The 13,510-nt window shown below is 68.3% G+C and carries 12 protein-coding genes and 2 tRNA genes; 4 read left to right on the top strand and 10 right to left on the bottom strand.

All coding sequences use genetic code 11. From position 1 onward, the window contains the following. Nucleotides 1-47: 47 nt before the first annotated feature. Nucleotides 48-998 carry a MurR/RpiR family transcriptional regulator gene (locus GON06_RS18115; protein ID WP_198346765.1) on the top strand — a complete coding sequence of 317 codons (951 nt, stop codon included), beginning with the start codon at nucleotides 48-50 and terminating at the stop codon, nucleotides 996-998. Between the two features lie 5 nt (nucleotides 999-1,003). On the opposite strand, the gene GON06_RS18110 is transcribed toward GON06_RS18115, so the two are convergent. Together GON06_RS18110 and GON06_RS18105 are read right to left on the bottom strand one after the other, a co-directional pair. Further along, nucleotides 1,004-3,508: a discoidin domain-containing protein gene (locus GON06_RS18110; RefSeq protein ID WP_157313701.1), complete on the bottom strand. Its 2,505-nt coding sequence runs from the start codon at nucleotides 3,506-3,508 to the stop codon at nucleotides 1,004-1,006. Between the two features lie 106 nt (nucleotides 3,509-3,614). Continuing rightward, nucleotides 3,615-4,079: a winged helix-turn-helix transcriptional regulator gene (locus GON06_RS18105; protein ID WP_157313700.1), complete on the bottom strand. Its 465-nt coding sequence runs from the start codon at nucleotides 4,077-4,079 to the stop codon at nucleotides 3,615-3,617. A gap of 72 nt (nucleotides 4,080-4,151) precedes the next feature. On the opposite strand from GON06_RS18105, the gene GON06_RS18100 reads away from it, so the two are divergent. Further along, nucleotides 4,152-5,561, top strand: a complete 1,410-nt coding sequence (locus GON06_RS18100; protein ID WP_332837707.1) for an MFS transporter — start codon at nucleotides 4,152-4,154, stop codon at nucleotides 5,559-5,561. Here the strand turns inward: GON06_RS18100 and GON06_RS18095 are convergent. Together GON06_RS18095 and GON06_RS18090 are read right to left on the bottom strand one after the other, a co-directional pair. After that, nucleotides 5,533-6,402 (bottom strand): NAD(P)-dependent oxidoreductase, encoded by an 870-nt coding sequence (locus GON06_RS18095; protein WP_157313699.1) that lies wholly within the window; start codon nucleotides 6,400-6,402, stop codon nucleotides 5,533-5,535. The two genes, GON06_RS18100 and GON06_RS18095, sit on opposite strands and share 29 nt — an antisense overlap. A gap of 40 nt (nucleotides 6,403-6,442) precedes the next feature. After that, on the bottom strand, nucleotides 6,443-6,979 hold the full coding sequence (locus tag GON06_RS18090; protein ID WP_157313698.1) for an RBBP9/YdeN family alpha/beta hydrolase: 537 nt from the start codon (nucleotides 6,977-6,979) through the stop codon (nucleotides 6,443-6,445). A gap of 45 nt (nucleotides 6,980-7,024) precedes the next feature. On the opposite strand from GON06_RS18090, the gene GON06_RS19145 reads away from it, so the two are divergent. Beyond that, nucleotides 7,025-8,149, top strand: a complete 1,125-nt coding sequence (locus GON06_RS19145) for a M24 family metallopeptidase (RefSeq protein ID WP_332837706.1) — start codon at nucleotides 7,025-7,027, stop codon at nucleotides 8,147-8,149. A gap of 82 nt (nucleotides 8,150-8,231) precedes the next feature. Here GON06_RS19145 and GON06_RS18080 read toward each other — a convergent pair whose 3' ends face one another. The 6 genes from GON06_RS18080 to GON06_RS18055 all read right to left on the bottom strand — a co-directional run bounded on the left by GON06_RS18080 (nucleotide 8,232) and on the right by GON06_RS18055 (nucleotide 12,597). Continuing rightward, the gene (locus tag GON06_RS18080; RefSeq protein WP_157313697.1) at nucleotides 8,232-9,191 is read right to left on the bottom strand and encodes a M14 family zinc carboxypeptidase; all 960 of its coding nucleotides are present in this window, start codon (nucleotides 9,189-9,191) and stop codon (nucleotides 8,232-8,234) included. 355 nt (nucleotides 9,192-9,546) lie between these two features. Continuing rightward, nucleotides 9,547-9,619: transfer RNA gene (locus GON06_RS18075), tRNA-Ala, on the bottom strand. Between the two features lie 39 nt (nucleotides 9,620-9,658). Further along, nucleotides 9,659-9,732: transfer RNA gene (locus GON06_RS18070), tRNA-Ile, on the bottom strand. Nucleotides 9,733-9,794: 62 nt separating this feature from the next. Continuing rightward, entirely contained in the window at nucleotides 9,795-10,589 is a 795-nt protein-coding gene (locus GON06_RS18065) for a DUF4097 family beta strand repeat-containing protein (protein WP_157313696.1), read from the bottom strand. After that, nucleotides 10,586-11,278: a LuxR C-terminal-related transcriptional regulator gene (locus GON06_RS18060; protein WP_157313695.1), complete on the bottom strand. Its 693-nt coding sequence runs from the start codon at nucleotides 11,276-11,278 to the stop codon at nucleotides 10,586-10,588. Before GON06_RS18060 ends, GON06_RS18065 begins: the two co-directional genes overlap by 4 nt. After that, on the bottom strand, nucleotides 11,266-12,597 hold the full coding sequence (locus GON06_RS18055; protein WP_157313694.1) for a sensor histidine kinase: 1,332 nt from the start codon (nucleotides 12,595-12,597) through the stop codon (nucleotides 11,266-11,268). Before GON06_RS18055 ends, GON06_RS18060 begins: the two co-directional genes overlap by 13 nt. A gap of 117 nt (nucleotides 12,598-12,714) precedes the next feature. Here GON06_RS18055 and GON06_RS18050 point away from each other — a divergent pair, with 117 nt between their 5' ends. After that, on the top strand, nucleotides 12,715-13,437 hold the full coding sequence (locus GON06_RS18050) for a VIT1/CCC1 transporter family protein (protein WP_157313693.1): 723 nt from the start codon (nucleotides 12,715-12,717) through the stop codon (nucleotides 13,435-13,437). Nucleotides 13,438-13,510 lie beyond the last annotated feature (73 nt).

Here is a 13,510-nt window from a genome sequence, read left to right as displayed (position 1 = left end):
CGTTTCAGATGTTTGAAACAGAATTTCAGGGCTGTCAGACTGAGGACATGGTGGCCTCCGAGCAAGCGACTGATCCGACGTCGATTCCGGCGGCCTTCGGTCTGCGTGCGCGCCTGCAGGCCGTACTGCCGGGGCTCAGCCGTTCCATGGCGAAGCTCGCTCAGTTCCTGCTCGAGAATCCCGAGCTGCCCGCGGAACTGTCCATCGCGGAACTCGCCGCGCGCTCCGGGGTCTCGTCCCCGACCATCACCCGGTTCTGCAAGCTGATCGGATACGGGGGCTACACGCAGATGCGCGTCGGCGCCGCGGCCGACCTCGGACGAACGGCCGGTCAGGACGCCATCGCAGGCGTCCCCGGCGTCATGGCGAACCCCGAGATGGGCGATCAGGAGCTGCTGCGCACCTTCCTGTCCACCCACATCCGGGCGCTGCAGACCTCGGCCGACCTCGTCGACCTTCGCGATTTCCGCAGCGCGGCGCAGTTGATCGCCGGGAGCGAGCACGTCGACGTGTACGGAGTGGGCGGCTCGAGCTCCATCGCCAAGGGGCTCGTCGACCGCCTGTACCAGATCGGCATCAACGCCCGCGCGTGGAGTGATCTGCAGATGGGGATCATGAGCGCCTCCTGCCTCACCGGCTCCGCAGTCGGGATCGGCGTCTCGAGTTCAGGTCACACGACGGAGACAGTGGAGATGCTCGCGGTGGCTCGCTCCGCGGGCGCGGGTACGATCGCGATCACGAGCGATCCGGCATCGCCGCTGGCAGCGATCGCCGATGTCGTCATCCGCTCCGCACCTGCCGACGACTATCTCGATCTCGGCGCCATGGCGTCCTCGCACACGCAGCTGTTCGCGGCCGACCTCTTGTACGTCCTGACCTCCTGGCAGGACCGGGAGCGCTCGGCGAGGTTCACCCGAGAGGCGGAGGCCACGGTACAGCGTCACCGCATCGCGACGCGACGCGCAGGGTCGCTGTCCCGCAGGCCCCCCACCGGATGATCCGGTCAGCGCTCGAGCTTGTAGAGCACCCCCTCCGACGCAGCGAGGCGGTCGGTGAGCAACGATCCGTCTGACAGCGTGATCCTGCCGCCGGTCTTCCCGTTGCTGCGCTTCACCTCGCGGACAGCCTTGACCGAGTCGCCGATCCGCAGTGTCATGTCCTGCCCGTCCGTGAAGCTGTTGTTCACGACGAACAGGTACTCGTCACCGTTCTTCCGGTCCACCATGCGTGAGATCACCAGGTCTCCCGTGCTGACCGGCTGCACGAACCAGTCCGCGGGGACTGTCGCCTGCCCGTACGCCGCGCCCGCGAGGTACACCTCCTCCGCGTCGAGACGCATCAGCGTCGGCCCCAGCGCGTGGATCTCCGCGTTGAGCTGCTGCACCGGTGCGTAGAGGTCGGTCTTCTCTCCGTCCGCGGTCATGATCCCGTCAGTGAAGTCCTGCGACCGCTTCGTGGGCGTCCACCAGGTGAAGTACGAAAGTTGCTTGTACCCGTATGCGAGGGCGACATTCGCCTCGTATCGGATCTCCTCAGCGGTCGGCCTGCGCATGTAGTCGGTGATCCCGATCGACTGAAGATAGGTGCTCGTCTTGATGTCGTTCTTCAGGCCGAGCTCGCGCACCGTGTTCAGGTTGGTGAACATCTCCTCATAGGTGGTCCGCGACACCTCGAACGGATACCGGTCGTACATCAGGTACTCCGGTCCGTCGATGCTGTGCGACCCGGTCGCGTCAAGCCACTTCTGCATCGCCGCGACGCCATCGGAGGCAGATCCGTAGACGTTGTACGGGAAGAAGTTCAGGTGCGGGTAGTACTCCGGGGCCGCCTCGCGGATGGCGTTGTACGACTGGGCGTAGTCCGTCGCGTCAGCGGGTTCGTCGACCAAGAAGACTCCGCCGATCCCCGGTACGTTCATGAAGCGCTTCGCGTAGGCCGCGGCATCCGCAGCGCTCATCGTTGTCAGCGAGGGGGAGACGGCACCGTCCTGCGCGACGATCTGCATCCCGTACTCGTGCGCGAGGGCCGCCAGCTTCAGGTTCTGTTCCGTCGTGATCGTCTCCGCCTGCACGTTCTCGATGAGATCGATTCCGGCATCCGCCATGTTTCGGTACTGCTCATCGTCCACATGGTCGACGGTCGGCGGCCAGAACGCGCTGATCGAGAACTCATCACCCACACGTTCGACCTGCGGCACGACGGTGACCGGAACCGTCAGCGTGTGCTCGCCCGCCTTCAGCGTGACGGCCGTCGTCCCCTTCTTGCGGGCGGTGATCGCACCGCTGCTGTCGACCGTCGCCACCTGGGGCTTCGAGGAGGACACGGAGTACGTGCTCGCCGGAGTCAGGGCATCGAACCAGCTGTCGTCCGTCATGCCCGGCTCGAGGAGGAGCGCGGGCTTGACGAGGGTCACGCAGTTCTCGGCCGTGCCGAACGCCGCCAGCTCCGAGATCTGGGCGAGATAGCCGTCGTTGCCCGAGGGGCCGTTGCGGGTCTCGACGTTCAGGCGCACGAAGCGCGCCGTGGTGCCCGCCGGCGCGTCGAACACCTGCGGCTCGTCCTGGATGCCCGGGTTACCGAGGCTTCGTCCGATCGACGTCCACGTCGTGCCGTCGGAAGAGACGTCGATCCCGAGGTCCTTCGGGAAGTTCGCCTGCCTCGGGTAGACGACGACCCGCGCCAGATCAGACGTGCAGCGCAGCTGCAGGGTCACGGCGGCCGGCTTCAGTGGATCCTGGTTCCGCTCGTACGGATCAGTGCTCCAGCCGTCGGCAGGGCCGTCGACGCCGTTCACGGCGAACGCTGCGCTCCATGTCTCGTCGGGCTTCTCGTAGCTCGACGACGCGGTGACTGCTGATGTCCGCGCGAGGTTGATCGTTCCCGCCGGCTGGTAGTCGACCGGCGGCGCAGGAGGGTCGGCGAAGACGGCGACTTCGGACAGCTGGAAGATTCCACCCTCGCGAGCCTGCCGCTTCAGGACGTCGATGCGCACCTGTCGCGCTTCGGTCGGTGTCGGCAGGTCCACGACGTCGGGTGCGTCGATGATGTTCTCCGGGCTGTCTGGATGCGTGATCCTCGTACTCCACAGCGATGCCCCCGCTGCGTCGAGCAGCGAGACGGTGTAGTCGATCGGGAAGTACACGCCGTAGAAACCGGGATCGGCTCGCGGGAACACGACCACCCGGTGAACAGCGGCGGTCTTGCGCAGCGTCAGGGTGACCTGGCCTCCGGCGTCGGCTCCCAGGTTGCCGGCGACCCAGAGTCTCATCGGGGACTCACCCAGGTCGGTGTCCACCAGGCGCGGCGCCAGTTGCTGGGCGGTGTCGGTGAGGACCTGCGCATTCGGGCCGATGTTCACGGTCCCGGGCGGCGCGTACGAAGAGAGATCGGCGGGATCCTCCGCCGCCACGGCCATCGGCACGGAAAAGCCGATGATCGACGGGATCGCGATGACGAGCGCGACGGCCGTCGCGAGCAGGCGGGATCGTGGACGAACAGCTGTGCGCATGGCGACGCTCCTCTGGGTCGTACCGGCACGTCGGCGTGCCCGGCCATTCCGACCTTATCCAGAGTTTCAGCGATTGGTAAAGAGAATGAAACAGAATTTCAGCAAATCAGGTCGACGGCACCACCTCGGCCGTCTGGGCGCGATCGAACGCCTCCCTCGCGTACGCGATCTGCTCCTGGTGCTCCTCGGTCCAGTCGACCAGAGTCTGCACGGTGCGGTGCAAGGTGCTGCCCATCGCCGTGAGCCGGTACTCCACGCGAGGTGGCACCTCGGCGTAGATGGTGCGGTGCACCAGGCCGTCCCGCTCGAGATTGCGCAGCGTGACCGTCAGCATCCGCTTACTGACGCCATGTATCTCGCGACCGAGTTCGCCGAAGCGCATCGACTTGGTGTCGAGGAGCGCGATGACCAGCAGCGACCATTTGTCGGCGATGCGGTCCAGGATCTGGCGCACCTCGCAGTCCTCGCGCACGTCCCACTGGAACGGGTCGCGCGGGTCCACACAGTCCGCGGCGGCGGGAGCGGCTACTTCGGGATAACCCGGGAACGTTGAAGTGCCTTCTTGTGCCATGCCGCAATGGTGACTGAACATGATCGAGGTTACAAGAGGTAACCGTCAACGATTCATGATCTGGAGACGAACGTGACTGATCTGAAGAACCGGCCCGTGCCGGAGGCTGTCGCCACGAAGGGGGCGTGGGGCGTACTGGCCGTCGTGACCGGAGCCCTGTTCCTGGAGGGCATCGACGTCGCCATGCTGAACGTCGCCGTGCCCAGCATCGCCGATGACATCGGCCTGGCGACCGGTTCGGCGCATTGGATCATCAGCGCCTACGTCCTCGCCTACGGCGGGTTCATGATCCTGGGTGGCCGCGTGGCCGACCTGCTCGGCCGCCGCCGAGTGTTCCTCGCGGCTCTCGCCGTGTTCGCCGTCGTCTCCGCGCTCGGCGGATTCGCCCAGGAGTCCTGGATGCTGATCGCCGTGCGACTCGTCACCGGAGCGGCGGCCGGGTTCATGACCCCGGCGGGCTTCAGCCTGCTGACCACGAGCTTCCCGGAGGGGGAGCGGCGGGGCAGGGCGCTGGCCGTCTACGGCGCCATCGGCGCTGCCGGCTTCTATCTGGGGGTCGTCGCCGGGGGCGTGATCACGTCGTTCGGTTGGCGCTGGGTGTTCTTCGTCCCCGCCGTCATCGCCCTCGCGTTCCTCGTGGTCGGCGCGGGCAGCATCCCGCGATCGGATGCCGCGGCGCGGCCGCCGCGCGGCAGCTTCGACGTCGGAGGTGCGGTGACGCTCACGGCCGCGATGATGTCGTTCATTTACGGAGTGGTCACCGTCGGCGAGCATCCTGCGGACCTGTTCGGATACGGGGCGCTGACTCTCTCCGTCGCGTTCTTCGTCGCATTCCTGTTGATCGAGCGACGGGTCGCGCAGCCGCTGGTGCCGTCAGGCGTGATGACCCAGGGCCGGTTGCCGTGGATGAGCGCGGTCGGGATGCTGTTCATCGGCGGCTTCTTCGCCTGGCAGTTCCTGCTGACGCTGTTCCTGCAGCAGCACCTGGGCTGGGGGCCGTTGGAGACCGGCCTGAGCTTCACCGTCATGGCCGTGGAGCTGCTGATCGCACCTACCCTCACGCCGAAGATCGCGGCCCGGTTCGGAAACCTGCCGACGCTCATCGCCGGACTCGTGGCGATCTCCGCGGCCTTCCTGCTCTCCCTGCGGCTGGACGGATCCGCCGGCTTCCTCGACCTGCTGCCTTCGCTGCTGCTCGTCGGCGTGGCATTCGCCCTCATCTACGGCCCGCTCACCGCCGCGGCGGTCGAGGGCGTCGACGAGGCGCAGCACGGCGTCGCCGGGGGCATCGTCTACACAGGGTTCCAGTTCGGCGCCGCGCTCGGGGTGTCGATCGTCACGATCGTGCTGCTCGCGGGCGGGTCAGATCCCGGGAGCGCCGACTACGCACGCGCTCTGTGGGTGCCGTTCGCCGCGGTGCTGATCGGACTGGTGGTCGCGGTCGCGGCCCGGTTCAGTCCGCGCGGGGCTGGAGCTCGCTGATCGACGCCCAGTCGTCATGGGCGAGGCCCTCACGGATGGCCTGCTCGAAGACGGCCCGGAGCAACTCGCCGACCGGCAGCGGGATCTCGTGTTCCGCTGCCGTGTCGAGCGCGAGGCGCAGATCCTTCTGACCGAGCTCGGTCGTGAAGCCCGCCGGCTGATAGCGGCGATCCGCGATCAGCATTCCGTAGGAGGAATACACCTGACCGGGGAACAGCGTGCTGGTGAGCAGCTCGACCAGCTGGTGCGCGTCGACGCCGCTGGCCTCTGCCAGGCTCACGGCCTCGCCCAGCGACTGGATGGCCGCGGCGATCAGGTAGTTGCCGAGGATCTTCACCAGGTTCGCCTGCTCCGGCGCATCCCCCAGTCGCCAGGTGCGCGAGCCGATCACGTCGAAGAACGGCTGCACCCGGTCGATGAGGTCGGCGGGACCGGCAGCCAGAACGTTGAGATCACCTGCCTCGGCGACCGGCACCCTGCCGAACACCGGCGCGGCCAGATAGCCTATGCCGTTCGCGGCATGAACCTCGGTCGCGCGGCGCGCGAGGGCCGTGCTGACGGTCGCGAGGTTCACGTGCACCGCGTCCGCCGGGGCGCCATCCAGCACACCCGAGTCGAGGAACGTCGTCGCGACCGCATCATCGTTCGACAGCAGCGAGAACACGGTGCCGACCTCCAGAGCCTCGGCGACGGTCGCCGCCGCACGGGCGCCTTCTGCGACCAGCTCCGCGACAGGCTCGGCTGAACGGTTCCACACCATGACTTCATGCCCGGCCGCGAGGAAGTTGCGGGCGATAGGGCGCCCCATGGCTCCGAGTCCGACGACGGCGATGCTGCTCATACGAGTCACCCTACTGGCGCCCGAACACCGCGGGCAGGGCTCACGGGATCAGCCGGTTCACCAGCTCGAACGTGTCGTACCGCTGGTCGTAGTCACCGAAGTGCCCCTCGTCGCGGACGATCTGCGTGCCCCCGAGGCGGTCGAACATCAGCCGCCCCTGATCCGCGTCGCACCCGTACGGGTCTGTGACCGAGTTGATGAAGTACAGGTCTCCGGCGTTCGCGCGGATCCGGTCCCAGTCGTAGGCGGCCTGCAGCACCGGCTCCTCGGACTCGTTCACCCTGGTGGCGTATCCGGCGACCAGGATCGACTGCGCCACAGGCTTCTCCAGGTGCTCGAGCAGTGCCAGCAGCATGGCGGCTCCCCCCGAGTGCCCGATCAGCACGGTCTCTGCGTCGAAATGGTGCGCGGAGAGCACGCCCGGCAGGAACTCCGCGATCGGATCGACGTTGATGCGCGGGTAGGCGGGGCGCTCGACCTGATACCCGCGCTCGGTCAGCCGCTCGTCGAGCCACGGGTACCACGCGACATCCGGACGCCCGCCTGTGCCGTGGAAGATGATCGCGCTCCTGGTCATCGATCGATCGTAGCGGCCGCCCGCGCAGCGACGTAGCGTGGAGCGGTGAGCACTCCGTTCCCCGCCTCCGTGTACGCCGCCCGCCTCGACCGCGCCCGCGCTCTGACCGCGGAGGCCGGCCTCGACGCGATCATCGTCGGCCCCGGTGCGGACCTCACCTATCTCGCCGGCGTCGAGGGCGACACGATCGAGCGGCTCACTGCGCTCGTGATCCCCGCAGCCGGTGACCCGACCATCGTCGTGCCGCGCATGGAGCTCGCGAAGGTGCGCGACACCGCCGTCGGCGCACTCGGGCTGCGGGTGGCGGACTGGGTGGACGGCGAGGATCCCTACGCACTCGTGACCGTTGCGATGGGTGGCGCGGGTACCCGCTTCGCTGTCGCCGATGCGCTTCCCGCTCTGCACGTCATCCCCCTGACCGAGCGCCTGGACACCCGCCCGGAGCTCGCGACGCCCGTGCTGCGGGAGAGCCGCATGATCAAGGACCCCGCAGAGGTGGCCGAACTGCGCCGCGCCGGCGATGCCATCGACGCCGTGCATCGTCGAGTGCCCGGCTGGCTGCACCCCGGCCGCACAGAGAGGGAAGTCGCGGCGGACATCGCCGCGGCGATCGTCGAGGAGGGGCACCGCACGGTCGAGTTCGTGATCGTCGCGTCAGGGCCGAACGGCGCCGACCCTCATCACGAGGTGTCGGACCGCGTCATCCAGGACGGCGACATCGTGGTGGTGGACATCGGCGGCGCCGTGCCCTCCGGGTACAACTCGGACAGCACGCGCACCTATGTCGTGGGCACGCCCGACGCCGAGGTTGCACGGCGGATCGCCGTGCTCGTGCGCGCTCAGCAGGCCGCCGTCGACGCCGTACGCCCCGGGGTCACCGCCGAACAGGTGGATGCCGCCGCCCGCGACGTGCTCGCCGCGGAGGGGCTCGCCGATGCCTTCCTGCATCGCACCGGCCACGGGATCGGTGTGACCACGCACGAGGAGCCGTACATCGCACCGGGCAACGCGCTGCCGCTGCGTGAGGGCATGGCGTTCAGCATCGAGCCCGGGATCTACTTCCCCGGCGAATGGGGCGCCCGCATCGAGGACATCGTCGTGGTCACGGCCGACGGCTGCGTGAACCTCAACACCACGCCGCACGCACTCACGCCCGCCGGGGGAGCCTGACCGTGGTTCTGCAGGCGTGCCCGCTCACTCACCGAGGAGTGAACGGGCACGCCGGGCGGAGTCCTTGATCGAGACGGACTCGCTACTCGTGCGACACGGCGTCACCGCGCTCGCGGATGTTCTCGATGACCGAGAGGTCGGCGGTCTCCCACGAGCCGTCGGCCACCGACTTCAGCAGCTCGTAGCCGGTCACGCTCGCGGTCTTGGCGATGTACCCGGCCGACTTCTGGCCGATTCCACCGCGCAGCTCGAACAGCACTGAGGCCGAGCCGAGCAGGCCGTAGGCGTTCCGAGCGATACCGGGTGTCGACGTGCTGGGGTATCGCGTGATGTTCGCGTAGCCGTACTTGTCGACGGCCTGCAGCATCACCGAGGCCGCCCGCTGAGAGGCGGTCACCGTCTGGGCGAACTCGTCACTGATTCCGAGTTCAGCGGCGGTGTCGACGGCATTGGGCCACATGATCGATCCGGTGATCATCCGTCCGTCATCGTCGACGTACGTTCCCTGATGGTGGTAGTCCACCATCAGCACCGGCTGCCGCTCGTCCCACAGGGTGCGCATCGCCATCGCCTCGGGCACCTCGTTGAGCGTGTCCTCACCCGCGACGTAGGGGTTGTCCTGCGGCGTCGCTCCATAGGAGTGGTAGCGGTTGATGTCGTAGCCGCGGCCGGCGGCCCAGAAGTCGCATCCGACCTCACAGGTCGGATCCCAGTTCTGGCGCCACGGCGTGGTGTTCTCCCGTGCGTCGGTCACATCGCCGTCGAAGCCGTCGACATTGACGCGCGGCACGATGGTGATCGTCAACGCGTCACGGATCGCCTGGTTCTGCGGACTGTTGTTGCCGGCGACCTGCTGGATCAGATCCATCATTCCGCGGCTGACCATGAACTCGTCGCCGTGCTGATTGGCTATGAACATCACCGGAACGGGGCCGTCGCCGATGGTCACGACAGGGATGTCCCGCCCCAGATTGCTCTGATAGGGCGCTGCCTCGAGGTCGATCGCTCCGCTGTCCTCCAGCTTCTGCAGGGTCGACCACATCTCCTCATAGGAGGCGACGCCGCTCAGGCTGTTCCCTTCGCCCCACGGCCCACCTGGCTGTGTGTCCGGTGGCGCCGCAGATGCGGAACCTCCATTCGCTCCGGCGACGACCGCGAAGGCGAGAACTAGCGAGCCGAACGCAGCGGGGATTATGCGTTTTGATCTCATGGTGGTCACGCTCCATACATAGAGCCCGGCGCAGCCCTGGGTGGCCACGCTCGTTGTGGCGAGCCTCACGTTACCGACGGGAAGGCTCCCGGTCTACCGAGTCACCGCAGTGGTGGGGAACCGACCCGACAGCGCGACGCCCCGAAACAAGAACCGGCCAGGCTTGCTGCCTGACCGGTTCTGACTGTGGAGCCTAGGAGATTCGAACTCCTGACATCCTGCTTGCAAAGCAGGCGCTCTACCAACTGAGCTAAGGCCCCGAGCGGGAGGATTCCCGCGGGGTATCCGCGAGCGGAGTGTGGGGCTACCAGGACTTGAACCTGGGACCTCTTCATTATCAGTGAAGCGCTCTAACCGCCTGAGCTATAGCCCCGTCAACCTCAAAGACTTTACCGGACGGAGCCGGAAAATCCGAATCGAGGCCGACCTCTCCGATCAGTCGCCCACGCGGAGGTTCGCCGTACCCGCCGAGACCGACGCGTCGATGCGGTTGGACGAGCTCGAGGACTCCTGCAGATCGCTGTTCAGATCACCCGCGGACACGTTGCGGCGGATGCTGTACACGTCGTCGGGAACGGTGAGCGTGAGCTCGCCGGCCGACACGTCCAGCGACACCTCGCGGGGCACCGCGGACAGGTCCGCGGTGAGTCGTCCGGCAGCGACCGTGAACTCGGCCTCACGGACATCCGCGAGTGCGATGTCGGCGCGTCCGGCATTGACCTCGGCGTCCACCGTCTTCGCCGAGCCGTCCAGGTTCAGCGCACCCGCGTTGACGGTGGCATCCAGTTCGTCGAACTCGCCGTCCACGCGCAGCGCTCCGGCCTGCACGTCGAACTCGGCGTCGATCCCGCTCAACGAGTCGGGGAGCAGCAGCGTGACGGTCTCGGAGTCCTGGAACCAGTCCGGCAGGAACCAGCTCCAGCCGCGGTCGGGGCTGCGCACCTTCAGCTCGTCGCCGTCACGGTACAGCCGCCAGCCGTCCAGGTCTCCGCTGTCGCTCTCGAGCCGGGCCTCGGCGCCGTCGTAGAACTCGACGCGCACGTCGGCGGCGTCGACCGAGAGGTTCAACGCCGTCACGTCCGCGACACCGGCGGACGTCGAGGTCGGTCCGGTCACCAGCTGGTTCGCGCCCGCGAATGCGGCGGATGCCGCGGTGCCGGCGATCGCCACACCGCCGATCACCGCGGTGACGATCGTGATCGCCCCGACCCCTGCCTTCGTCGTACTCATCGGATTCCTCCTGTGCTGGGCTTCTCACCCTGATTCTCGATGTGGGCGAGCGCTGCGAGCACCCGGCGGTTGCCGGACTCGTCGGGCTCGAACCCGAGTTTCTGGAAGATCGAGGTGATGTGCTTCTCGACACTCGCCTCGCTGAGGTACAGCGCCCCTGCGATCGCCTGGTTCGACTTGCCCTCGGCGATCAGGGCGAGCACCGTGCGCTCGCGATCGGTGAGCCGCAGCATCCGCTCGTCGCGGTTGCGGCGCGTGAGCAACTGCGCCACGACTTCGGGGTCGAGCACGGTCGCACCGTCGGCGATCCGCTGCACGGTCTCGACGAACTCCGCGACGTCTGCCACCCGATCCTTGAGCAGGTAGCCGAGCGGCCCGCCCCCTGTTGATCCACCCTGGGCGGCGATCAGATCCGACGCGTAGCGCTCCTCGACGTACTGCGACAGCACGAGCAGGGGGAGCTGCGGGTCGGTTGCCCGCAGGCCCAGTGCCGCACGGATGCCCTCGTCGGTGAACGTCGGCGGCAGCCGCACGTCCAGGATGCAGAGCTCCGGGTCCTTCTCCGCGACGGCATCGGTCAGTTCGTGGGTGTCGGGAAGGGCGGCGACCACCTCATGGCCGGCGTCTTCGAGCAGCCGCACCAGGCCCTCGCGCAGCAGCACGGAGTCCTCGACGATCAGGACGCGCATGGCACCGTCACCTCCAGTGCGGTCGGGCCGCCCGCGGGGCTGTCCAGCCGGAACGTGCCGCCGGCGGCGAGCACCCGGTTCGAGATGCCGTCCAGGCCGCCGCCGGGCTGCACCTGGGCGCCACCCATGCCGTTGTCCTCGACCCGTGCCCACAGCACGCCGCCCTCACGGGTGCGCACCACGACACGGCATTCGCTGGCCCGGGAGTGCTTGGCCGCGTTGGTCAACGACTCCGCGATCGCGAAGTAGACGGCGGCCTCTGCGTCGCGGCATCCGCTCTTCGCCCCGGTGGAGCCGGGCTCGAGCCGCACGTCAAGCTGCACCGGGATGTGCGAGCGGCTCGCCAGCGCCGAGAGCGCGGCGTCGAGGCCGCGGTCGTCGAGCACGGAGGCGTGGATGCCGCGGGCGAGCTGGCGCAGTTCGGTGATGGCGGCTTTCGTCGAGGTGTGCGCCTCGGCGATGAGCTCCTTCGCGGCCGCGGGGTCGGTGTCGATCTTCTGCTGGGCGAGGCCCAGCGTCATCCCGACCGAGACCAGCCGGGGCTGGACACCGTCGTGAAGGTCGCGCTCGATGCGGGTGCGTTCGACGTCCGCGGCGCGAACGGCGCCCTCGCGCTGCGCGCTGCTCGTGCGCACCTGCTCGGTGAGCTCGGCCTCGCGGCTGGGGACGATGAGCGCGCGGGTCAGCACGCGGTGCAGCAGCGCGAGTCCGACGATCGCCGCTGCGCAGACGACCCCGCCGAGGATGCCGGCGAGCGGAGCCCAGGAGGTGAGGAAGCTGCCGCCCCACGGGCCCTGGATGGTCTCGGATCCGGTCAGCGGGCCGAAGGCGACCATCGCCCAGACGATGCCGCTCCAGAGCAGGCGCAGCACGATGGCGCCGGCGATGCAGGCGAGAGTGAAGTTCACGACGGCCCGCCACATACTGCCGTCGACGGCCTGCCGGAGCAGCGTCCGCAGCCAGCCGCCGAAGCCGGGCCGGGTCTGCGCCCGCCATTTCAGGTTCGACACCCCGAGACCGTACAGGCCGTCGGCGCGGGCCACCTCGAACCAGCCCACGCCGAACAGGGCGTACACCAGGCCGACGAGGATGACGAGGCCGACACCGAAGACGAGCACCGTGGCGAGGCCGGCGGCGAGCAGGCTGCTGAGTGCGGTGAGCACACCGGCGCCGATGACGCCGAGGCCGGCCAGCTGCAGGACGGTCATGAAGATGCGCAGCGGCGGCTTGGGTCGCTCGGCGACGGATGCCGGCGGCGTGGGGGTCCCCGGCGTCACGCCCGCCGGGGGCGGAGCCAGAGGAGTCGGATTCGTGGTCATGGCATCAAAGCTACGCAGGCGCGGCTCATGCCGACACCGAGGCAGCCGGAGTCGTCGTTTCGGGTTTTCCCTACTGTGCTCGCCGCCCGGCGCGAAGCGGCGTGGTTCACTGGGGGCATGAGCGCTCCCGATCTTCCGCATGAGGACGAGCCGCACACCGGCGGTGTCAACCAGCGCCTGAACTGGCTGCGTGCCGGAGTGCTCGGCGCGAACGACGGCATCGTCTCAGTGGCGTCGCTCGTCGTCGGCGTCGCGGGCGCCACGACCGACAACGGGGCACTGCTCATCGCGGGTCTCGCCGGCCTGGTCGGTGGTGCGATCTCGATGGCGCTCGGCGAGTACGTCTCGGTGAGCAGCCAGCGCGACAGCGAGCGCGCCCTGATCGCCAAGGAGCGGCACGAGCTGCGCACGATGCCGGAGGAGGAGCTCGACGAGCTCACGCAGCTGTATCAGCAGCGCGGGCTGACCGCCGAGACCGCGCGTCAGGTCGCGGTCGAGCTGACCGAGCACGACGCTCTCGCCGCTCACCTGGAGGTCGAGCTCGGGATCGACCAGGACGATCTCGTGAACCCGTGGCACGCCGCGATCTCGTCGGCGGTCGCGTTCACGTTGGGCGCTCTGCTGCCGCTGCTCGCGATCCTGCTGCCGCCGCCGGAGATCCGCGTGCCCGTCACGTTCGTCGCCGTGCTGCTCGCTCTCGCCGCGACCGGCTTCATCTCGGCGAAGCTCGGCAGCGCGCCTCCCGGCCGTGCGATGGTGCGCCTCCTCGTCGGCGGCGCCCTGGCTCTGGTCGCCACCTGGCTGATCGGCACCCTCCTCGGCACCACCGGCATCGCGTAGCGCCACGCCCTTCGTCTCGCTCCGCTCGCTCAGGACCCGGTGAGGAAGCACCTCCCTGTACCTAGCCATCCCC

Source organism: Microbacterium sp. MAH-37, assembly GCF_009758255.1.
Taxonomy (GTDB): domain Bacteria; phylum Actinomycetota; class Actinomycetes; order Actinomycetales; family Microbacteriaceae; genus Microbacterium.
Note: the sequence above shows the minus strand (reverse complement) of the source record. Positions and strands in the feature narration are given on the sequence as shown.